16 protein-coding genes are annotated in these 24,151 nt (G+C 41.0%); 4 read left to right on the top strand and 12 right to left on the bottom strand.

Annotation, left to right across the window (positions count from 1 at the left end; translation table 11 throughout):
* Positions 1 to 36: 36 nt before the first annotated feature.
* Complete coding sequence (locus Q0791_RS07525; protein ID WP_299004352.1) at positions 37 to 465, bottom strand: cupin domain-containing protein; 429 nt, start codon at positions 463 to 465, stop codon at positions 37 to 39.
* Between the two features lie 174 nt (positions 466 to 639).
* Here Q0791_RS07525 and Q0791_RS07530 point away from each other — a divergent pair, with 174 nt between their 5' ends.
* The gene (locus Q0791_RS07530; RefSeq protein WP_299004354.1) at positions 640 to 1,503 is read left to right on the top strand and encodes an AraC family transcriptional regulator; all 864 of its coding nucleotides are present in this window, start codon (positions 640 to 642) and stop codon (positions 1,501 to 1,503) included.
* Between the two features lie 120 nt (positions 1,504 to 1,623).
* Positions 1,624 to 2,097, top strand: a complete 474-nt coding sequence (locus Q0791_RS07535) for an NYN domain-containing protein (RefSeq protein ID WP_299004356.1) — start codon at positions 1,624 to 1,626, stop codon at positions 2,095 to 2,097.
* A 24-nt stretch (positions 2,098 to 2,121) separates the two neighbouring features.
* Here the strand turns inward: Q0791_RS07535 and Q0791_RS07540 are convergent, their stop codons facing one another.
* The 11 genes from Q0791_RS07540 to radA form a co-directional block, all read right to left on the bottom strand.
* Positions 2,122 to 3,948, bottom strand: a complete 1,827-nt coding sequence (locus Q0791_RS07540; RefSeq protein WP_299004358.1) for a glycogen synthase — start codon at positions 3,946 to 3,948, stop codon at positions 2,122 to 2,124.
* Between the two features lie 57 nt (positions 3,949 to 4,005).
* Entirely contained in the window at positions 4,006 to 5,274 is a 1,269-nt protein-coding gene (gene glgC / locus Q0791_RS07545) for a glucose-1-phosphate adenylyltransferase (RefSeq protein ID WP_299004360.1), read from the bottom strand.
* Positions 5,275 to 5,359: 85 nt separating this feature from the next.
* The gene (locus Q0791_RS07550; RefSeq protein WP_299004362.1) at positions 5,360 to 7,897 is read right to left on the bottom strand and encodes a glycogen/starch/alpha-glucan phosphorylase; all 2,538 of its coding nucleotides are present in this window, start codon (positions 7,895 to 7,897) and stop codon (positions 5,360 to 5,362) included.
* Positions 7,894 to 10,029 carry a glycogen debranching protein GlgX gene (gene glgX / locus Q0791_RS07555; RefSeq protein ID WP_299004363.1) on the bottom strand — a complete coding sequence of 712 codons (2,136 nt, stop codon included), beginning with the start codon at positions 10,027 to 10,029 and terminating at the stop codon, positions 7,894 to 7,896. Before glgX ends, Q0791_RS07550 begins: the two co-directional genes overlap by 4 nt.
* A 78-nt stretch (positions 10,030 to 10,107) precedes the next feature.
* On the bottom strand, positions 10,108 to 12,357 hold the full coding sequence (gene glgB, locus Q0791_RS07560) for a 1,4-alpha-glucan branching protein GlgB (RefSeq protein ID WP_299004365.1): 2,250 nt from the start codon (positions 12,355 to 12,357) through the stop codon (positions 10,108 to 10,110).
* Between the two features lie 48 nt (positions 12,358 to 12,405).
* Positions 12,406 to 14,553 (bottom strand): 4-alpha-glucanotransferase, encoded by a 2,148-nt coding sequence (gene malQ, locus Q0791_RS07565; protein WP_299004367.1) that lies wholly within the window; start codon positions 14,551 to 14,553, stop codon positions 12,406 to 12,408.
* Positions 14,554 to 14,788: 235 nt separating this feature from the next.
* Positions 14,789 to 16,426 (bottom strand): alkaline phosphatase, encoded by a 1,638-nt coding sequence (locus Q0791_RS07570; protein ID WP_299004369.1) that lies wholly within the window; start codon positions 16,424 to 16,426, stop codon positions 14,789 to 14,791.
* A 40-nt stretch (positions 16,427 to 16,466) separates the two neighbouring features.
* Positions 16,467 to 17,978, bottom strand: coding sequence for an alkaline phosphatase (locus Q0791_RS07575; protein WP_299004371.1), 1,512 nt, complete (start codon positions 17,976 to 17,978; stop codon positions 16,467 to 16,469).
* A gap of 271 nt (positions 17,979 to 18,249) precedes the next feature.
* Positions 18,250 to 18,612, bottom strand: coding sequence for a cytoplasmic protein (locus Q0791_RS07580; protein ID WP_299004373.1), 363 nt, complete (start codon positions 18,610 to 18,612; stop codon positions 18,250 to 18,252).
* Between the two features lie 261 nt (positions 18,613 to 18,873).
* Positions 18,874 to 19,269, bottom strand: coding sequence for a nuclear transport factor 2 family protein (locus Q0791_RS07585; RefSeq protein WP_299004375.1), 396 nt, complete (start codon positions 19,267 to 19,269; stop codon positions 18,874 to 18,876).
* A gap of 151 nt (positions 19,270 to 19,420) precedes the next feature.
* Complete coding sequence (gene radA, locus Q0791_RS07590; protein ID WP_299004377.1) at positions 19,421 to 20,785, bottom strand: DNA repair protein RadA; 1,365 nt, start codon at positions 20,783 to 20,785, stop codon at positions 19,421 to 19,423.
* A 422-nt stretch (positions 20,786 to 21,207) separates the two neighbouring features.
* On the opposite strand from radA, the gene Q0791_RS07595 reads away from it, so the two are divergent.
* Positions 21,208 to 22,680: a mannose-1-phosphate guanylyltransferase/mannose-6-phosphate isomerase gene (locus Q0791_RS07595; protein WP_299004379.1), complete on the top strand. Its 1,473-nt coding sequence runs from the start codon at positions 21,208 to 21,210 to the stop codon at positions 22,678 to 22,680.
* Complete coding sequence (locus Q0791_RS07600) at positions 22,680 to 24,104, top strand: phosphomannomutase CpsG (RefSeq protein WP_299004381.1); 1,425 nt, start codon at positions 22,680 to 22,682, stop codon at positions 24,102 to 24,104. The genes Q0791_RS07595 and Q0791_RS07600 overlap by 1 nt, the downstream gene beginning before the upstream one ends.
* The last annotated feature ends 47 nt before the right edge of the window (positions 24,105 to 24,151 follow it).

The raw sequence follows: 24,151 nt of genomic DNA on the forward strand, positions 1-24,151 counted from the left end.
GGGCCTAAATTTAAATAGAAAATGAAAAGAGTAAACTTATATCCATACATTCTGCTGTGCCGTAAGCTCTCCACCCGCATCACCTGTATTGACCACTCCTTTGGGCTCGATCAACATTATTTGGCATTCATTCAATGCATAAGGTTTATGCTCAACGCCTTTTGGTACGACATACATCTCTCCTGCTGCTAACGAGATCTGAGTATCTTTTAAGGCAATCGTCATTTCCCCCTTCATCACAATAAACACTTCGTCTGTATCATCATGACTGTGCCAAGTAAACTCACCTTTTATTTTGACCAGCTTAAACTGGTATTGATTCATTTCTGCGATGACTTTGGGTGACCAATAATCAGAAAATAAAGATAACTTCTCTTCAAAATTAATTGCCTTATTTGTACTGCCTTCATTGACTCGTATCGGATTGGTTGTGTTGTTTGATACAGCATTTATGTTACGACCCATTGCACTTTCCACTTCATTGTTAATATCCAATCACGTCATTATTGCTAAGCTTAACCACTCGCTCTATCAAGATATTGAGAAAACTAACACGATATTGCGCTTTACTTGCAATAGGCCTACTATCAATCCTTCTTTCATATTGATAGCCATAAAAAATAGTCATAAGATTAGGATATGAAAACAAGTCATTCAAAAGTGCTCAGTTTTGAGCAGTCAGAAAAAGTATGTGTCAGACAATTATCCCTCGGCTCTAATTTATCTTGGGCACAATACCAAAACGAGAAAGAACGTCTTTTTTACAATAATCACCACCAGCACACCTTAAGCATGTATTTAGCCGGAGGGTATGAAACCCATCGCACCGACATGCAATCAGCCCCCGGCGGCCCTGGCCGCTTTTGTTTGATGCCACAAAATTGTGAAAGTCATTGGCAATTAGGCGACACGCAACAATTTATGCATTTGTATTTTGATGATGATTATTTAAAGCAGTTGGCAATAACCGTGTTTGACTGGGATCCCAGACAGATCGCCGTTCCCGAATTAACCTTTTTTGAAAACCCAACCTTAGAAGCCTTGTTTCGACACCAAATGGCCACAATAAACTGGGATCCCACTGCTCAGCTCATGATGAAGCAATTCAGTGATAGTATTCTCATCAGTTTATTGCAAAGCCAACAATCTATGCCTAATATCATAGGCTTAAAAGGCGGGCTATCACCCAAAGTAAAACGGATCGTTACTGATTTCATGCAGGCGCATTTTCATCGACAAGTCTATTTACATGAGCTCGCCACATTGGCCCAATTAAGTGAATATCATTTTTGCCGTATGTTTAAACACAGTTTTGCCATGACGCCTCAGGCTTATTTATGCCAATTACGATTACAACACGCACAAACGTTAATTAAAGCCAATGCACACAATTTAAGTGATATTGCCCTAAACTGTGGTTTTGCTAACCAAAGTCACATGGGCCGTTATTTCAAAAAGGCCCTAGGCCTCAGCCCCAGTGCCTTCAAACGCCTACATGTTTAAAATAAAAGGTAACATTACATCCATGACCACAAAAAGATGGACGCCAATGCACTTATAAATATGTTATCTTTCTCCCATTAAGACACTTCTCACCTTCCACTGTTTATAGGGACAGATTTCATGAAAAAGCTGGCGATATTTGTTGATGTACAAAATATTTATTACACCTGTCGTCAGGCCTATGGCCGTCAATTCAACTATCGCAAACTCTGGCAACACTTAAGCCATGAAGGTGAAATTTGCCATGCCACCGCTTACGCCATTCATAAGGGCGATGATGGTCAGCTGAAATTTCAAGATGCATTGAAACACATAGGCTTTGACGTGAAACTCAAACCTTTTATTCAACGCAGTGACGGCTCTGCCAAAGGTGACTGGGATGTGGGGATCACCATAGATATCATGGAAGCGGCCAGTGAAGTGGATAAAATCATTTTATTGTCGGGTGACGGTGACTTTGATTTATTATTGCTCAAAGTCTATCAAAAATATGGGGTTGAAACTCAAGTCTATGGCGTGCCGAGTTTGACGGCTAAGTCATTAATTGATGCTGCTGCTCAATACCATAGTATCGATGAAAGCATGCTTTTATAAGTATCATTTTATAATGCTCATGCATTATTTCACTCGCCGAACAACCACTTTTTCTGATTTATCTTTTTTATCATGAGAAAAGCCATATAAATCGGTTTTATATTGCATTGCAATGTCAGACCACAAAAAGCGCTGCTTTTTGGCATTTCGCTGCATGGTTTGCCATTTACGGCTGCCAATACACGCCATTGCTTTATCAAAAGTCGTTAACAACTGCTCAATTTGCTCTTTTAGCCCTGCCCCTTTAAAAACAAAACCTGTTTTACTGCTAACCGTATCTTTGAGGCCACCGACACCATGAACCAAACAAATTTGTCCTTGTCTCATGGCCAACATTTGGCTGATCCCGCAAGGTTCAAAAGAGCTTGGCATTAAAAACAAGTCTCCCGATCTGAACAGGCAATCCGCAAGCGTTTCATCATAACCATCAAGAAAAATAAACTGATGATATTTAGCAGCAAGCATTTTAAATTCTTGTGCAATCCTTTCATCACCACTGCCAATAAAGACAAATAGCCCATTGGGCCGCGCCAATGAAAACTGCACTAATAAAGCCTCAAGTACCGATACGGCGTTGGGTTTTGAATGAGAAGGTTGGCGCAGTATTAGCACTTTTTGATCGGTTAATCGACCCACAGATGTCATAAGAAAATCCGGTTGCCACCCCATCTGTAACTGCCGCCATAGGCTTGATATGCGATGCAATGCGATACTATCGATAGGACTCACATTATTGCGTCTGGCCCCCCAGAATAATAGCGCTTGCTCAATTAACACTAGCAACTTGACCACATTCTGCCATTGAGCACAGTTAGATTGCCAAGGGTTCATTGCTAAAGACGTTGAACGCTTTTTTGGCTCAAGATCTTGAGGTTTTAAAAGAGTATTCTCATCACAATCATCATGTTTTAATGAAGTGCCAGCAGAGAAAGCATGACTTAATAATGCCCACTCACGTCTTAATGCAGACTGCAAAGGCTCACTTAAAGGCAATTCAGGCTCATCATATACGCATGCATTTAAAATCCCCACTAACTGACCTTGTTTCTTTTTTAAGCGCAAATCGGCTTCAAGCCCTTCACCGCCAAAAAAACCCATGTGATGGTTCGAAGGCTTGACCACTTCTTTAGCATAGCTTTTAGACACTAAATGCACCTTATTCGATAAGCGAATGGCAGCGCGCATAGGGTTGATACAATCGAGAAAATTCACATCAATAATTTGACTTTTTTGTTCAGCGCTCAGTCCGGCATAGAGCTCAGGATACCAAGTGGCTAAGGCATCGGGATCATTATCGAGTGGCCGTATGCCTTGCAAGGCTAAATTATGAATAGAGAACACACAAGGTATGGCTTGTAATAATAAATAATGGGGATCAAACGCCCTTAACAAAGCAAACATTCCCATGTGCCAATCATGTAAATGCACACAATCAGGCAGCTCTAGCATTCCCGCCTTTAATGCCGTCGCAACACACTGACAAAAAAAAGCAAACTTTGTCGCATCTTCAGCAAAAGGGCGATAGGCCTGACCATGATAATAAATACTCCCTTGATCATTGGTTAATTTATCATGCTCAACAAAATAAATCTTGCAGCTTGCCACCTTAGGATGGAGTAAACTAAAAAGGGTTACCGTGAATGTCTCGCCAGCAAAAGAGACAGTGAACGACCCTAAGATCTGTGCATTGCTCGATTGAGCAAGAAAACCATAACTTGGCATAATCACATCGGTCTTGATCTTTTGCGACATTAATGCTTTAGGTAAATCACGAATAACATCCGCCATTCCCCCTACCTTTGCCCCAGATATCGCCCCATTTTCCGCCGCCAACATCAAAACGCTTTTCACTGCTGCTCCTCATTTATTAATTAACTACTCATTAATTAACTATTAATCAATTTGTTATTAATCAAAACCTGTAGACAAGCCCAGCATTTCTCGAGTGACAAGCACAGTCCCTTTAGGTGTCACTCTAAAGCCCCGAGCTTTATCATGCTCCTTGTCATAACCAATCACTGTACCCTCAGGGATCACACTGCCGCGATCGATAATGGCATTTTTAATTCTACAGTGCCTTAAAACCACCACATCCGGTAAAATGACTGAGTCTTCTACCTCAGAATAAGAGCAGACTCGCACTTCATTGAACAACACGCTACGCCTTACTATCGACCCTGAAATAATGCAGCCCTCAGACACCACAGAATCTAACGCCATGCCACGGCGCCCATCATCATCAAACACGAACTTGGCCGGAGGGAGTTGTTCTTGATATGTCCAAATAGGCCATTTAGAGTCATATAAATTCAATGCAGGTGTCGGCGATAATAACTCAAGATTGGCTTGCCAAAATGCATCCAGTGTTCCCACATCACGCCAATAGGCTTTTTCATCACCAAAATGGCTACGAAACTTATGGGCATAAACTTGATGCTCGGCTATCACACTGGGAATAATGTCTTTACCAAAATCACGGCCGGAGCGTTCGTTTTGCGCATCTTTTTTCAATTGTTCAAATAAAAAAGAGGTATTAAAAACATAATTGCCCATAGAGGCTAAACACATTTCAGGATCATCAGGTAAAGCTTTGGGAATGGTAGGTTTTTCTTCAAATCCAAGAATTCTATTTTCATCATCAACCTCAGCAACACCAAATGCATTCGCAGCCTCTGTCACTGGCACCTCTAAACAAGAAATGGTCATATCGGCACCAGAGCGTTCATGGGTGGCTAACAACCCCGCATAATCCATACGATAAACATGATCGCCAGAGAGAATGATCACATATTTAGGCAACTCATATCGAATAATATCAATATTTTGAAAAACTGCATCGGCTGTCCCTTGATACCAATTATCAGAATAACGCTGAGAAGCGGGTAAAATTTCAACCGATTCACCTAACTCCTTCTTAAAGTGCCCCCAGCCTCGCATAACATGGCGGATCAATGAATGAGATTTATATTGCGTCACCACGCCTACTCGCCTGATCCCTGAGTTAATGCAATTAGATAAAGTAAAATCGATGACTCGAAATTTGCCACCAAAATATAAAGCAGGCTTAGCTCGCCAGTCAGTTAATTCATGTAATCGGCTTCCTTTGCCGCCCGCTAAAATGAGCGCATAGGTTTCTCGAGTTAAATTACTGATATAACGCGGAGTAGGATTAGGCATCTTCTCTCTCTTATTGCGAAATAAATAATAACATTCAACTGCATTATAGTTTGGTAAACACCGATCAGATGATCACTAACACATTTTAAACATGCCAAATATCATCCCGATAAGCTGCGATGGTGGCATCACTGGAAAAACCGCCACTGTTGGCTGTATTGCGAATACTCAGCTGAGTCCAACGTGTTTTATCCAAATACGTTCGAGAAACCGCTTGTTGAGCCAGCCTAAAGCTCTCAAAATCGGCGGCAGTCATCCAAGGCTCATCACAAGATTCGATGGCATGTATGATAGGGTCAAAAATCCCCGGCTCTAGCAAATTAAAATGCCCACTTTTCAATAAATTTAATACCTCAAATAATTCAGGGGATCGTTCGATAAACTCTTGAGGTTGATAATGAGATCGCAAGTGAGCAACCTCTTCTGCATTCATGCCAAAAAGGAAAAATGCATCGTCACCCACAGCGTTTAATATTTCAATGTTGGCGCCATCGAGTGTCCCTATGGTTAAAGCGCCATTCATCATAAACTTCATATTACCTGTCCCTGACGCTTCTTTTCCTGCTGTGGATATTTGCTCAGAAAGATCTGCTGCAGGACAAATTTTCTCCATGGCCGTGACATTGTAATTGGGTAAAAAAGCAAAACGTAAATACGGCCGCATCAATGGCTCACTATTGACCATCTCTGCAACATTATTCGCCAGTTTCACAATCAATTTCGCCATGGCGTAACCTGGCGCAGCTTTACCCGCAATCAACACACAACGCGGTACCATGTTATCAACATTGCCCTTCAACACTTGTTGATATAAATAAATCACATGTAAAATATTCAGCAGTTGCCGCTTATATTCATGAATGCGTTTCACTTGCACATCAAATAACATCTCTGGGGCAAAGTCGACACCACACTCTTCTCGAATAAGCTGAGCTAAATCCACTTTATTTTGTTGTTTTATCTCACGCCATTGCTGTAAGAATGCATCATCATTTAAAAAATCTTTTAACCCTTTCAGTAAAGTTAGATCTTCTATCCATTTCCCCCCCAGTCTTTGATCCAGTAATTTTGATAATCTTGGATTACTAAATGACAACCAACGTCTAGGCGTGACGCCATTGGTTTTATTATTAAACTTTTCAGGCCATAAAGCATAAAAATGTTGAAATAATCCTGATTTTAATAATTGAGTATGTAGCCCAGCGACACCATTAACGGAAAAGCTGGCCACAATGGCCAAATAAGCCATGCGAATGCTCGGCTCACCATGGTTGTCAATAATGGACATTTGCGTCAACTTGTCAGCTTCACCAGGCCAATGGTGAGCAACAAGGTTAAGGTAACGTGCATTGATCTCATAAATAATGTCTAAAATTCTAGGTAGAATGACTTCAAACATACGCACAGGCCAACATTCTAAGGCTTCAGGTAATAGAGTGTGATTGGTGTACGCCATACAGCCAGAGGTGATCTGCCACGCTTCATTCCAACCTAAATCATAATGATCCATCAAAAGCCGCATTAATTCAGGAACAGCAATAGCGGGATGAGTATCATTTAACTGCATGACATTTAGCCGAGCGAAATCAGTAAAATTCACACCATAGTTTTTCACCCAAGTATTTAAAATATCTTGTAAACTGGCTGAAGAAAGAAAATATTGCTGCCTTAACCTTAATTCTTTTCCATTCTCACTACTGTCATTAGGGTATAACACCATAGTGATTTGTTCAGCCAAATTTTTATGGGCAACCGCCTCGGTATAGTCACCTTGATTAAACTCTTCTAAGTCAAAACCTTCAGTGGCTTGCGCCTTCCATAAGCGCAAGGTATTCACTCGATTGTTACGATAACCCGGCACGGGCACATCATAAGCCACTGCAATCACATCTTGTGTATCAACCCAAGCATGATGATGACGGCCTTCATGATCGATATGAACTTCAGAGCGCCCATAAAACGGCACCAATACATTATGGTTTGATGCAATCACATCCCAAGGATGCCCCCCTTTCAACCAGCGATCGGCTTGCTCAACTTGGTAACCATTAACTATTTTTTGCGTGAACATGCCATATTCATAACGGATCCCATACCCTGTGACAGGCAAATCCATACAGGCACAACTGTCCAAAAAACACGCCGCTAGTCGACCTAAGCCGCCATTTCCCAATCCCGCATCGTGCTCAAGCGTCTCCAATTGCGCTAAATTCACTCGGTATTCTTGTACGACTTGCTCAGCTTCTTCGGTTAATCCTAAATTTAACAAGGTATTGCCGAGCGCTCGACCCATTAAAAATTCCAAAGAAAGATAAGCCACTTGCTTACGTTGTGCTTGAGTGTCTTGAAAACGCGTTCTGCGCCAATCATGCATCATTTGCTCTTTGACGCTCAACGCTAATGCATGAAACAAATCATAAGGATTATTTTCATCTCGGCTTAGTCCATTTATCACCACTCGCTTAAACGTCGCCGTTAAAGGATCGCAACTATTACAATGAGGATAATCGACAAATTCTTTCTTAGGTGATTTACTCGCGTTTTTATTGTCTTGCTTCGTCTCTGTCGGTAATGTCATTGGCTTGACAGGCGTTTTACTTGAATCATTATGGTGAACAGTCATTCATTTTCTCCTATTCGATAGGCATGAAATAGCATCAAACTACGATCTTGAAGTTGATACACTTGCTCATTGTTCTCTCCCTTAGACTCTATTGCTTCATAACCAGTATCATGGGTATATAAAACACATTGCCATGCTTGAAAACCTGCAAGCTGTGGTAAAATAAAAGGTAATGCACTTAATTCATTATTAAGCATTAATAGTAAAGCTTGTTGCTGACTGTCACTGCCTTCCAGTTTACCGCTTATCACAACACTCAATGTCCGAGTCTGAGTTTCACTCCATAATTGTTTCGTCATCGGCATTCCCTGACGACAATACCAATCTAAACCCGGCGCTTTGTCATTCATACTGTGATGCACATATTCAACATGGCACAACAGGGGAAAACGTTTACGAATACGAATTAATTTTTGAGTAAAACAAAACAACGCATCTGAGTATGGCGTATTTGTCCAATCTCGCCAGCTTAAATGATTATCTTGGCAATAAGAGTTGTTATTACCTGCTTGAGTACGGCCCACCTCGTCTCCAGCAAGCAATAGAGGCACGCCTTGAGATAGAAAAAGTGAGGTTAATAAATTGCGACATTGCCTCGCTCTCACTCGGTTAATATCTTGATCGCATGTTTTCCCTTCTTCACCATAATTATGACTAAAATTTTCTTGGCGACCATCACGGTTATCTTCAAGGTTGGCTTCATTATGCTTATGGTCATAACTGACTAAATCCCATAAGGTAAACCCATCATGACAAGTAATAAAATTAATGCTACTGGCAGGGGGTTTGCCCCCATGCTCAAATAAGTCACTAGAGCCATGAAATCGCCTCGCAAATTCAGGTAACATGCCAGCATCTCCTCGCCAAAAACGCCGCATTGTGTCTCTAAATCTGTCATTCCATTCACTCCAGGCAATGGGAAAATTCCCCAGTTGATAGCCCCCTGGGCCTAAATCCCAAGGCTCGGCCATTAATTTCACTTGGCAAAGAACGGGATCTTGCGCAATGGCCTTAAAAAAACCCGCACTGAGGTCAAATCCATGAAGCTCTCTTGCTAATGTCGCCGCCAAATCAAAACGAAAACCATCAACCCCCATGACCTCCACCCAATAACGTAAAGAGTCCATCACTAACTGCAACACGCGTGGATGAGCCAAATTCAAAGTATTGCCGCAGCCAGTGTCATTGATATAATAACGAGGATCACTGGCCACTAAACGATAATAGCTAACATTATCAATACCTTTAAAACTATATGTCGGCCCTAATCGATTGCCTTCCGCGCTGTGATTATAAACAACATCTAGAATCACCTCGATGCCAGCTTCATGAAGCCGTGTCACCATATGCCTAAATTCACACACATCGTTATTGACTAAATACTCATGATGCGGAATAAAAAAACCAATACTGTTGTAGCCCCAATAATTCGTCAGGCCTTTGTGATGCAAAAATGATTCATCAAAAAAAGATTGGACAGGCATGAGTTCAACACTTGTCACCCCTAAATCCACTAAATATTGGATCACTTGCTCGTCACATAAACCTAAAAATGTCCCTTTTAAGGCTTGCTTTAAATGAGGGTGCTGCTGAGTAAAACCTTTAACATGTAATTCATATAGAATATTGCTTGATAGACGCTGCGCTTTATTACTCGGTACTTTTTCTTTGTTTACAGGGGGAATAGGTAATAAATGACGATGATCGACGACTTTACACTTAGGCATATAAGGCGCACTGTCACGGGTATCAAAAGATAAATCATCCTCGTCATGACCTTCATCGTGTATGTGAGCATATAAACTCGCATCTTCTTTTTGGTGACCATGAAATTGTTTTGCATAAGGATCTAATAACAATTTATGCCGATTAAAACGGTGACCTAGCAAGGGCTGATAGGGACCATCAACTCGATAAGCATACAGTGTTTGGCTATTGGCACCCTTAACATAGCCATGCCAGGTATCTTGAGTTTTCATTGGCAAAGGCAACTGTGCTAATTCTTGCTGACCGCTTTCATCAAACAAACACAGTATCACTTCAGTCGCATGGGCTGAAAAAAGTGCAAAATTGACTCCCTCATCATCGATTGTTGCTCCTAATGGATAGGCCCTACCTTCACTGATCTCCATTTTTGCTCCTTCAAAACCTTAACCTTATTAGACTTAGTAATGAAATGGTTTGAGATGCTTTAGCATTCTTATTGTTTTTCATTGCTTTTCATTGACAGTAGGCGCGAGAATTAAACACCCTGATGGTGGCACAGTAATTAACGCACTTTGTGCCATGTTCTGATAGGGCTCATCAATAGGAAAAATATACCCCTCATTGCCTTTGTTTGAGCCGCCGTAATACTTGCTGTCACTGTTGAGTAGCTCAGAATAAATTCCATTTTTAGGTAAACCAATTCGATATTGCTCTTTCACATCGGCCAACATATTAACGACAAAAACAAGGTGACTATTCACATTCTTACCAAAACGAACAAACACAAAAATACTGTCTATGTGGTTATCACAATCTAACCATTGAAAACAGCTTCCTTGATCTTCATTATCAAATAAAGCGCTGTGAGATGAATAAAGATGATTGAGATCTTTCACCCAAGCTTGTAATCCTTTATGGGGTTCATAAGCCAATAATGACCAGTCTAGCTCCCTGTCATGGCTCCATTCCTGACGCTGACCAAATTCGCCCCCCATAAACAACAGCTTTTTACCCGGATGTCCCCACATAAAACCATAATAACAACGCAATGTAGCGAACTTTTGCCAATCATCACCAGAAATTTTATCCAATAAAGCGCCTTTTCCATGAACGACTTCATCATGACTTAAAGACAAAATAAAGTGCTCATTAAAGCAATAAATTAAACTAAACGTCATCTCATTATGATGATAATGCCGATAAATGGGATCCCGTTTTAAATAACTTAAAGTGTCATTCATCCAGCCCATATTCCACTTAAAGCCGAAACCCAGTGCCTTATCATTTTGAAATGTAGGATGGGTCACTCCCTGCCAAGCAGTCGACTCTTCCGCTATCATGACAACGCCAGGAAAATCTTGATAAACAACCTGATTCAATTGCCGCAGAAACGCAATGGCCTCTAAATTTTCATTCCCTCCCCATTGATTGGGTCGCCATTGTTCAGGCTTTCGACTGTAATCTAAGTACAGCATAGAAGAGACAGCATCGAGCCTAAGCCCATCAAAGTGGAATTCTCGCAGCCAATAACACGCATTACTCAACAAATAACTTTTCACTTCTGAACGGTCATAGTTATAAATTAAGGTATTCCAGTCTGGATGCTCTCCTTTTTGAGGATCTGCATGTTCAAATAAGCAAGTGCCATCAAAGTTGGCTAATCCATGGGGATCTTTAGGAAAATGGGCAGCCACCCAATCTAAAATCACAGCAATGCCAGCTAAATGGCATGCATCAATAAAACGCTTTAACCCAGTGGGATCGCCAAATCGATAAGTCGGTGCAAACATACCAATAGGCTGATAACCCCAAGAGGCATCAAAAGGATATTCACTGATCGGCATTAACTGTAAATGCGTAAATCCCATCATTTTAACGTAAGGTATGAGCGATTTAATCAAGGTGGCATAATCGAGATAAGAGGCCTTGTCATCGCCACTTCGACGCCAAGAAGCCAAATGCACTTCATAAATAGACATGGCTGATACATGCCATCGAGATTTTGCTCTCTGAGTGAGCCATGCTTTATCGTGCCACTGGTATTCTTTTGCCGTAGGGATCACAGCAGCATTACCTGGCGCAGACTCCATTTGTTTAGCAAAAGGGTCTGATTTTCGAAACACTTGACCATTCTGAGTGTGTATTTCAAATTTGTAATGTTGATATTCCAGCACATCAGGAATAAAAAGCTCCCAAATACCACTGTTTTCATGTTTACGCATTAAGTGGCGACGGGGATCCCAATGATTAAAGTCTCCTAACAAGGCCACTGAATGGGCATTGGGTGCCCACACACTAAATAATACGCCTGAAATATTTGAGTAAGATAACCAATTAGCGCCTAAAAGTCGTTGCGCTTGGTGTTGATTACCTTCAGAAAACAAATAGGTATCAATGTCAGAAAGCAAACTATGAAATTGATAAGGATCAATGATTTCCTCAACACTCAAAGGATATTTCACTAATAACTTATATAAAAAAGGCTGAGAACAATGCGGTAAAACAACAGAGAAAAGCCCAACTTCATTGACTTTATCTAAGACTGAAATCCTCTCAAGTCCATCAATGCTCATCACATCGACCTTTAACGCTTCAGGCAAAAAAACGTTAATGCTCACCTTGTCCTTTTGCGCCTTTTTATCTCTGATAAGCTGCATACCTAACGGCCACTTTTTATCTGCCTCTTGATAATAAGCAGGCAAAAAATCATGATTGGCATAAACAACATCTTTAATAATTTCAGTTGTTTCCATGTCACCTTATCCATATCATTTAAATTTAAATCAATGTCTAAAATTCAATTAGTTTTGTTCATTTCTTTGAATATGAATGGCATCCAATAATGCTAAAAAACGTGCATCTTGCTCTAAGTCTGCCAGTGTCGATGTTAACCTTCTTTGCCAATTAGGGTACTCCTGCCACGTACCAGGAATATTCACCCCATGAATATCGGCCAATAAATCACATAATTGCACACTAAAAAGCTGTGATACCCCAGAAGCACAAAGGGTTACCCAAGCCATTAACAGCTCAGAAAAAGCTAAGGTTTCCATAGCAATATTCGAGGGTAAGAGTTGCTTCCAAATAAGAATATCCAGTAATTGTTGCTTCTCTTCACAACGTCGATGTAATAACGCCGCTAGGGCGTCTTCAGACTCAATTAATGATAATTTAAAGCGTAAATGTAAATCACTGCTCGACCACCAAGCCGCCAATGTAGGAACATCATGGTTAGCTAACATCATCATGCTTTGTTTTTTATAATCTTTAGGCGCAAAAAAACCTTGCCAATCCTTACAGAAATAAAACACTTCATTAGCATAAAACCCTGCATTAGCAACAGCTTGGGTTAAGGCATCAGGGATCAAGCCTAGATCTTCACCTATGACACAGCATTGGGCTAATTGACTCTCTAAATTAATAATGGCAATGAGAGTATCCATAGGATAATAAACATAAGCGCCTTTTCCTCTCGACTGATTAATTGGCCGACACCATAGGCGTAATAAGCCAACCACATGATCAATTCTTAAGCCACCGCAATAACGCATATTTTGATGCACTAACTGAATAAAAGGCGCAAAGGCTGATTGCTGTAATTTAATGGGATCAAAAGGTGTTAAACACCAATTTTGCCCTTGTGGAGCAAGATTATCTGGAGGCGCTCCAACACTCAACTTAGTGGCATATTGAGGTAAATTCGCCCCCACTTCAGCCCCTTTACTCTTTGCGCCTACGGCCAAATCACGAATAAGGCCGATTGACATACCAACTGCTTTAGCATGTACTTGACAAGCTTGTAATTGTTCCTCAGCAACAAATTGTAAATAACAAAAAAAAGTCGCATCAACAGGCATGCCATTATTGCTGTCGGCAAATAAGACTTCTTCTCTCAACACAAACTCTTGCAGCGCTTGGCCTTCTTCAGATATAAATGATTGAAACGCCCTATACCTTGAGGTATTTTTAGCTTGCTCATGTTCACAAAAAGCTTGATACAAAAGCACAAAGCACTGATATTTTAGTGAAAAAACATGATTATAATCGACCCAGTCAGTCTCATTAAGATTGTCAATTTTTGCGTGCCACAATGAGGTTTCAATATGACTTTTAACATAAACAAACTCGCTAACCTCCTCAATGCCAATATAAAGCGGATTGATCCTTCGTCTGTCAGTAGGACTATAAGGACTGGCTTGCTCAGGCTCTTTTATATCAAGGGCATGTAGAGGATTCAGTAAAATAAAATCAGCGCCTTTCTTAGCGACAATAGTAATGAGTTGATATAAGTCCGTAAAATCCCCCACTCCCCATTGCCGACTGCTCCGTAGGCTATAAAGCTGAATATTCACTCCCCAAGGTTTAATCCTTTTCTTTGAGTGAGTATCAGTAAAATGCCCACTAAAGGCTTTTCTAGGCGCCACCATCAAGCATCCAACAAATCGCTTCAACGACAAGGCTAATAACACGATACTGACTTGATGATAACCAAGAACGAGTCGAGGAGTGATATCTGTGCTTGAAAAATCAATGCGATATTTAATGTATTTCTGCTCAGCATAAACATGTTCCTCTACACTCATCAATGCTTCTTTTGTTAACACGACACTAGACAGCTGACCTTGAGGGCTGACAATACTTAACTTGATGCTACCTTGGTATTTTGCAGGTAAAAAAATATCCATTTTCAATTCATCAATATAACAATATTGAAAACGAGGTAGAGGCAAAGTCCAAGAATGATGCGCTAATTCCTCTATACGGCTTTGGATTTGCTCATCATTAAGAGGGGAATCGATTTCTTCTTCATCCACCACTTGGCTTGATTGAGACATGAGACTGCGTAATACTCCTTGCCTATCGGCATCAGGGATCACCACAGTCTCACCTTTATAATCCACGTATTCATCGCCAATACCTTGTAAATAAAGTAAATCTTCTAGTGCCATGAATATCACCTATTTATCCAATAACATTTACCTTATCAAGCTTAGTGAAAAATCCCATTCTCACCACTTTTCTCACTGTACATACAATCATATCGACCTTTATTGAAAAATGAAGTGTCGATGAGTTTTTAAAGATGAGCGGGAAATTGAATGATGAAAACCCAATAACCTCAGGAAGTTTAATAATGAAAAACCCAATAACCAAGGGCAATTGGGTTTTGATTTTCAATGATTATTATTGCGCAGCTTCTGCTTTACTCAGTAAATTACCAGCATGATTAATGACATGAAAAATATGATTTTGCTCAACAGTACCTTGGATCAGGTGGGCACCTGGACCTTGGGCATAAATAGCCACATCTTCACCACCATGGGTCTCACTATTAAGGGGAACCAATGCTTCTTGATGATAGCTAAGACTTTGCGTATCGATATAATTTAAATCCACTCGACCCGTCGAAGCGGGATAATCGTAACGCTCATCACCGCCCACCTCAAGCGGAGTATGGCCTAACCCATTAGCGTAACCCAATGTCGTGTATGGCAAACCATGGCTATCGGTTTCATAAGTGAGTTCTGCCAATCCATTCTTATCCGTACTTTTTACTAGACCTAAAATAGGATTACCTCGAATAGGATAGCCGCCCATGGTCATCACATGACTATGATCGGCAGTCACCATTAATAAGGTCTCTTTTGAAGAGGTTTTCTCCATAGCAACCCTTACGGCTTTCGATAAGGCAATAGTATCATAAAGCGCCCTTGCGGCATTACCAGCATGGTGACCATGATCAATACGGCCCGCTTCTACGATTAATACAAAACCTTTATCATTTTTTTGTAAAATATCGATGGACTTTGCCGTCATTTCAGCCAGTGATGGCTCGCCATTCACTCCTTCTGTTGTTCTGTCGGCATCATAGTCCATATGGGATGAATTAAAGAGCCCCAATAAGTGATCAACTTCTAGGGGATCGATGTCGATAAAATGCGCTCTGTCTTGAACATAAGCGGCATTATCATATTGCTTGAGCCATTGCTCTGTTAAATCCACACCATCTAGACGTTTACCACTTTGACCTTCTCCATCCACTAGAGTATTAGGAATAAAAGCACGGCGCCCTCCCCCTAACATGACATTCATTCCTTTACCGTCGTTGAAATCGAGTAACTGCTTTGCGATATCGCTACAAGCATTGGCTACCGCCTCATCTGGTAAATCGGCGTCACTTTCCCAATTTCTTTCTGGCACATGAGCATAAGTCGCTGCAGGTGTTGCGTGAGTCACTCTTGCTGTCGATACCACCCCCGTTGACATGCCAGCCATGGCAGCAAGTTCTAACGCTGTCACTAAGTCTTGATCTTTTGTGGATGCACAATTCCCTCGAATGACGCCTTCTGCAAGAGAAATAACACCGGCATCAGTTTTAACACCTGTCATCATTGCCGCCATTGTGCCCGCTGAATCTGGTGTTTGTGCATCGGTATTAAAGGTTTTAGACAACCCAACATAAGGAAAACTTTCAAAAGATAAGATATTTTCTTCTCCAGTTTGACCACTTAATTGCCCCTCTAAAATACGCGCCGCTGTGATGGTTGAAACGCCCATTCCATCTCCGACAAATAAAATAATATTTTTAGCGGAACCCGCCTCATTGTTGCTCGTTAATTTTTCCGCTTCGACAACCCGTTGCTGACCATCAATATACCATTGATTCACTGCGCTCCAATTAGCATGACTGTACTCATCCGTTACGGTGCCCTGTTCAAGGCTAGTTTCATCTGTTAGTGGAACGAGATTATCATCATCGTCATTACACGCGCTTAATCCCAATACCGCCAAAAGCGTCATTGCCAATACCGTTTTATTCATTTTATGCTCCAAAAATTAATGCAAAATTGATGTGTTAAGTTCAGTATTTAGTGCCACCAAGCTGTTGTGCTTGGTTGATAATATGAAAAACAACATTCTGTTCCATCACCCCTTGAACTAAATGTGCCCCTGCACCAATAGCATGAATACTCACATCTTCTCCGGCATGGGTTTCACCACCTTTTTTCACTAAGGCTTGTTGCATAAAATCAATATCTTGTGTATCTAATAAGGATAAATTATCCCGCTCGCCTGAGACTGCTCCTGGTCCATTCGCATACCCTAAGGTGGTATAAGGCTTACCATCTAAAGCAAGCGACATGTCGCCATCAACACCATGAACTAACCCTAATATGGGATTACCTCGTTTTGGATAACCCGCCATAGTTAACGTATGACTATGATCAGCAGTAACAATAATCAATGTGTCTGTGGGATCCGTATTTTCAACCGCAGCCCTCACAGCGTTGGATAATTCTATGGTGTCATAAAGCGCTCGCTGAGCATTGCCGGCATGGTGAGCATGATCGATTCGCCCTGCTTCCACCATCAAAAAGTAACCCTTTTCATTTTTACTCAATATTTCAATAGATTTAGTCGTCATTTCTGTCAAAGAGGGCTCTCCCGCACTGTCTGTGAGGCGATCCGCTTCAAATTCCATATGAGAGGGATTAAATAAACCCAATAAATGCGAGGTGTTTTCTACATCAAGAGCATCGAAGCCAGCTTTATTCCAAACATAAACCGCATTATCAAAATTCTCGACCCATTTTTTCGTCAAATCTAATCCATCTTGGCGCTTACCTTGGCTCGCTTCACCATCAATGGTGTCTTCTGTGATAAAGTTCTGTCGCCCACCTCCAAGCGCCACCGTTAACGCTTCACCTTTATTCCGCATCACGAGTTGATAGGCAATATCAAGACAGCCATTATCAATGGCTTCATCAGATAAGTTCGCATCAGATTCCCACTGACGTTGAGGCGTTTTTGCATATAATGCTGCTGGCGTTGCATGAGTTAAACGCGCAGTACTGACCACCCCAGTTGATAGTCCTTTTCCATTAGCCAAATCAATGAGGGTAATGAGTTCATTGCCTTTAGAAGATAAACAGTTTGAACGTAAGCTGGTATCCGATACAGATAAGACTCCCGCTTTCGTTTTAACCCCTGTGGCCATTGCTGTCATTGTGCCTGCGGAATCAGGAACTTGTTGATTCGTATTATAGGTTTTGACTAAACCACTATAGGGGAATCGCTCAAAACTTAAAAAGTTTTCTTCTCCACCTTGATGACCAATTTGCTGCTGGCCCTCTAAGATTCTCGCTGCCGTCAGGGTTGAAATTCCCATACCATCACCAATGAATAAGATCACATTTTTAGCGCGATCTTGTTTTTGCAGCTGTATTTGTTCCACAAGGTGGGCTGCACTATCCTTAAACCATTGACTATCACTTTGCGCGCTGGGTAATAAGGCTGCATATCCATTAGATGCCAATAATCCACAGGAAATTAATAAAGCTATTTTTCTGATCTTAATCACTATTTCCACCATTTCATCCTATAAAGAATCAATAATTACATTCACTGAGTATCAGTGTAAAACCATCAAGGTGTACATAGTATTAACATATTGCTTCATTTTTATTACATAAGTCGTTTGGGGGATTTTAGTCGAAATGAGTCACTGAGCAGAGAAATGTAAGACCCAAATAGATAGGGAAGTGCAAAGATAATATCAAGAAATTAATTGGTAATTGAGAGAAACTTAGGTACCCAACCCAAACGTCAAAAAGAAGAGCGATCGAATTGGGCGTATAAAACAACTAAACCTTGCTAAGTCGCACATGGTAATCTCGAATAATATGCTGCATGATGTTCTGCACAGACGTATCTTTTGTTTTGCCATCAAAATAGATTTTAATTGTTACGAGAGTATGGAAGTCTTCTTTAAGTCGATCACTTTGCAATGAAAAATAAGCCTCTTCTTGCTCTGCTTGCCTAACTGTAAATCCTTCATACTCAAATACACGCGTGCCAGAATGATTATGCCACTTTTTAATGCGATCAAGGGCTATTTCACAAGAGTGATTTATTTCAATATGATTTAGCCAGCTAGTTGGATGAGCGGGATCTTTAACCTGAGGACATCGAATGGTGTAGTTGTAAACATGAGTAATTGCTGTCATACATGACCTATCTATTCGCTTGATTTGATTAATACTAACCATGATTTTTTTTATCGGTCAATCTTTTCTTCCCCCTCGACTAAAGTTTGTGATTAAGTTCATTATCTTCGTTTTTTTGTAATGAAATAAACAAATAAGACAAAGATGACATCACTTTGCCTTATCTATTCGTGATATTCAAAATAAAAGACCCCAGACTATAACAAAGCAAAATCATTGACCCATATAGACCCATATAGAATGCTTAAGCGCTACGGCTCCTCAAGCATTCTCAGCCTGCTTTAGCATCTCAGCCATTTTTTGCTGAATAAGGTGTACCCCTTTAAGTGGCCTGATCATCACTTTGAACTCAACAATTTTCCCAGTCTCATTCCACTTAATCATATCGACACCATTAATACTGATCCCATCAATTTCCACTTCAAACTCTAAAATAGCATTATGACTGTCAACGACTTCCCTGACATAGCGAAAAGGGGCATTCAAAAAGAGATAAAATGCAGCACTTAAATAATGTTGAGTCATTTTTTTACCCACTTGTGGGGTATGTAGCACCGGAGAATAAAACACAACATCATCACTTAATATTTCTGACAACCCACTGGGATTTCTCTTGTTCACTATTTGATGCCAAGCTTCTAGCGTATTAGTAGACATTCATTCTTTCCTTGTATTAAGTCTATGCTTAAGCCGATATAAACATGTAAAGAGATTGGCCTAAGCCTGTTGAATATATGAACATACTCCATCTCGTTCCATTGAGCAATCACCTCTAGGGGCCATAAAGCACTAAGTTATGCTATAAAAGTTACAACGCTTCTAACGCTTGAGAGAGTTTACTGACCCCGATAATCGTCATACCAGCAGGAATTTTTTTAGGCACGTTCGCATCTGGCACAATAGCACGTTTAAATCCATGTTTAGCCGCTTCCGTTATTCTCTCTTGCCCATTTGGTACAGGCCTTATCTCACCGGATAGACCCACCTCACCAAACACAACCAAGTCACGGGCTAATACATCTCCTCGAAAACTAGACACCATGGCTAGTAATAAAGTGAGATCGGCACTGGTTTCTGTCACTTTGACTCCACCCACCACATTGACGAAGACATCCTGATCCGCCATCATCAAACCACCATGACGATGCATCACAGCTAACAACATGGCTAATCGATTCGCATCCATGCCCACTGCTACTCGTCTTGGATTTCCCATTGCAGAGCTATCGACTAACACTTGTAATTCCACTAACAAGGGACGCGTCCCTTCCCAAACAACCATCACCAAGGATCCCGATGCATCTTCATCACCACGAGAGAGAAATATCGCCGATGGATTCGCCACCTCTTTTAATCCTCTTTCCGTCATGGCAAAAACCCCAAGCTCATTAATTGCCCCAAAACGGTTTTTGTGAGAACGTAAAGTGCGATATCGACTGTCGCTATCCCCTTCAAACATCACCGAACAATCAATGCAATGTTCCAACACTTTAGGACCAGCAAGGCTACCATCTTTTGTTACATGCCCAACCATGATCACCGCAATCCCATTTTGTTTAGCAAAACGCGTTAAATAGGAGGCTGACTCTCTCACTTGAGAGACACTGCCAGGAGATGACTGCACCTCGCTGATGTGCATGACTTGAATGGAATCGACCACAATCACTTTGGGCTTTTCTTGCATCGCAATTTGGCAAATTTGCTCAACGCTGGTTTCAGAGAGCATTTTTAAATTAGCCGTGGGTAAGCCTAATCGATTAGCTCGCATAGCCACTTGCTGTAGTGACTCTTCCCCGGTTACATACAGCGCAGACATAGACTCAGCTAAGAGGCACAAGGTTTGCAGTAATAGAGTACTTTTGCCTGCACCAGGATGACCGCCAATTAAAATAGCAGAACCAGGAACAATGCCACCGCCCAGTACTCTGTCCAACTCAGTAAAAGAGCTGGCAATACGAGGAAGTTCATCCAAATCAATCTGGTTTAGCGTTTTTATTTCACTGGAACCTTGGCCCGCATAGCCACTGAAAGAGGCCGATTTCCCCGCTATAGGCGGACCTAAACGGACTTCAGTGATGGTATTCCATTCCTGACAGGCACTGCATTGGCCTTGCCATCTTGGAAAATCTTGTCCGCATTCATTACACACATAAGCCGTTTTATTTTTTGCCATAATGTTTTTATATTCATCCTTACAGCCACCCCTTAAAAGCGATGGAATTTAAGTACCACAAACTGACATTGATGATAAAGATAACCAAATTAATGCATTATAAACGCATACCCCCTCCTATGAGCTCACACTTAACTCATAAATCAATTTATTTCCTTAATGCAAAAAGCCGCTTTTAAACCGATTTTGATTTATTCACTCAAAAAGAAACAGCGATAAACACCATTATGGCGTATCATAGGCCTATCATTTTATATTGATTTAGCGATAAGTGAACGCATTGATAGTGCAGAAGAAGCCAAAGTGGAGCATTTTGAATCATTCAAGTCTCAATAATGACTGAGTTTTCAAGATAATTGCCGCTATTTTTGCTAACATTCTGTCACTCATATTTCCAAGAGGCACTTTACACGAGCAGCACAATGCAAGCAATTTTACCTATCATTATCGCAGGAGGAACAGGCACAAGACTCTGGCCATTATCCCGTGAACACTATCCAAAACAATGCTTACCATTATTAGGAAATACAAGCTTACTGCAAAATACACTCGAACGTTTAAAAACATTGCCCCATTTACCTGCAATTGTCATATGCAATGAAGCCCATCGATTTTTGATTGCTGAGCAATTACGAGAAAGAAACCTTGCCCACAATGGGATTATTCTCGAGCCCGCAGGTAAAAATACCGCTCCCGCTATCGCTTTAGGTGCCCTGCATGCATCGACACTGCAAAATAAAAAGACAGATAATCTCGATGAAATCGATCCTTTATTATTAGTGCTGCCCGCCGATCATCATATTGAGCAGGCAGAGGCTTTTTGCCAAACGTTAGCCAAAGCCTCAACACTCGCTCAGTCTGATCATATCGTCACATTTGGGATCTCTCCTACGCACCCAGAGACGGGCTATGGTTACATTAAAGTCGGTGCAAAAATAAAAACATACCATGAGCAGGAGTTTGACAGTTTTAAGGTCGAGGCTTTTAAGGTTGAGAGTTTTAAAGAAAAACCGAATTTAACGACGGCCAAAACCTATTTAAATGACAAACAATACTTCTGGAACAGTGGCATATTTTTAATCAAAGCCAGTGTGTATTTAAGTGAATTAAAGCAACATCAAGCCGATATTTATACCGCTTGTCAAAATGCAATGGCCCATAGTCAACAAGACTTAGATTTTATTCGCGTTGAACCCAATGCATTTCATCATTGCCCAAGCAACTCTATTGATTATGCCATCATGGAAAAAACACTTAATGCTGTCATGGTGCCCTTACCTCATGCTTGGAGCGATGTGGGTTCTTGGTCTGCATTATGTGACATCAGTGATAAAGACAAATTCGGCAATAGCTTTAAGGGTGATGTGATTAACATTAATAGTCATAATACCTTCGTTCAGGCTGAGAATAAGCTTATCACCATCATAGGATTAACCGATCTTATTGTCGTTGAAACCAAAGATGCTGTATTGATCGCCAAAAAAGATCAAGTACAGCAAGTCAAAAAAGTCGTTGCTCACCTCGAAGAGAAAAATAGAATCGAGCATAAGCAACACAGGGAAGTATTTCGTCCCTGGGGAAAATACGATCTCATTGACCAAGGTGAACATTTCCAAGTAAAACGTTTAAGTGTCAAACCCGGAGGAAAACTGTCCACACAACTGCATCACCATAGAGCTGAGCATTGGATAGTGGTATCGGGGACAGCCAAAATTACCAATGGCGAAAAACAATTATTACTCAGTGCCAATGAATCCACTTATATTCCCATAGGCACAATACACTCACTTGAAAACCCAGGTAAAATAGCACTTGAAATCATTGAAGTGCAATCGGGAACTTACCTGAAAGAAGACGATATCGTTCGCTTCAGTGATCACTACGGCCGCAGATAATGACAGCATCATTTCGCTCCCTCACCTGTTTTAAAACCTACGATATTCGAGGAAAGCTCGAAACAGAATTAAACACGGAAATAGCCTATCGAATTGCAAGAGCATTTGCAGACATCATTAAACCTAAGACTGTGGTGCTTGGAGGTGACGCCAGACTCACCTCAGCCAGTCTAAAACAAGCGTTAGCAAATGGATTAATGGATGCTGGAGTGAATGTGCTCGATTTAGGGTTAACAGGGACAGAAGAAGTTTACTTTGCCACTTTCCATCTAAAATTAGACGCTGGTATTCAAGTGACCGCAAGCCACAACCCCATTGATTTTAACGGCATGAAGTTGGTCGGCAAAAATGCAGAACCCATTGGTCCAACAAATGGGTTATTATCCATAAAAGCATTGGCAGAAAGCCAAGCTTTTTCCCATAAACATTCAACAAGAGGTCACTACCGCCCCCTCAACCTCATGTCAGACTATATCCATCACCTTTTGTCTTACATTCAACCTCATCACCTCAAAACCCTCAAAGTGGTGGTGAATGCAGGCAATGGACCTGCTGCACACGTTATTGATGTACTGGAATCACAATTTAAACAGCTTAGAGTGCCACTTAAATTTATCAAAATAAATCATCAAGTTGATGGACATTTTCCCAATGGTGTGCCCAACCCGTTACTGAAAGAAAATCGCGCTGACACACAAAATGCGGTGAAGCATTATCAGGCTGATCTTGGTATCGCTTGGGATGGCGATTTTGACCGCTGTTTTTTCTTTGATGAGAAAGGCGAATTTATTGATAGTTATTACATTGTGGGCTTACTCGCCGAGGCTTTTTTACAAAAAGATCCTCACTCAAACATAGTTCATGATCCGCGTTTAATTTGGCATACACAGCACATTTGCCAATCCTTTCGGAGGCAATCGATTCAGTGTCCAACTGGACATGTGTTTATTAAACAGAAAATGCGTCAAACCTATGCTATCTATGGTGGTGAAAATAGTGGCCATCATTACTTTCGAGACTTTTCTTATTGCGACAGTGGTATGATCCCTTGGTTATTAGTCATTGAGTTATTAAGCTTAAAAAACATCCCCCTTTCTGCCATGGTTGCCAAAGGTCAGCAAACTTTTCCCAACTCGGGCGAAATGAATATAAAGGTTAATCAGCCAATTGAAGCGATCAATAAGGTTAAAGCACATTATCAAGATCACGCGTCAAGCCTAAAGACTTGCGACGGGATCAGCTTAACCTTTATCAATGAACAACAAGCGTGGCGCTTTAATTTACGTCATTCTAATACTGAATCCGTCATTCGACTTAATGTTGAGTCAAAGAGCGATGAAACACTCCTTAAACAAAAAACCAATGAAATAATAGCCTTACTTATACCCGTGATGCTTGAAGATGCATGTTTTCAGAGCCTGTAAAAGTGCCTAATTCAAGGCGTATTATTGCAAGAATGCTTATTGCCTTT

It is taken from the genome of uncultured Shewanella sp., assembly GCF_947495455.1.
Classification (GTDB): Bacteria; Pseudomonadota; Gammaproteobacteria; order Enterobacterales; family Shewanellaceae; genus Shewanella.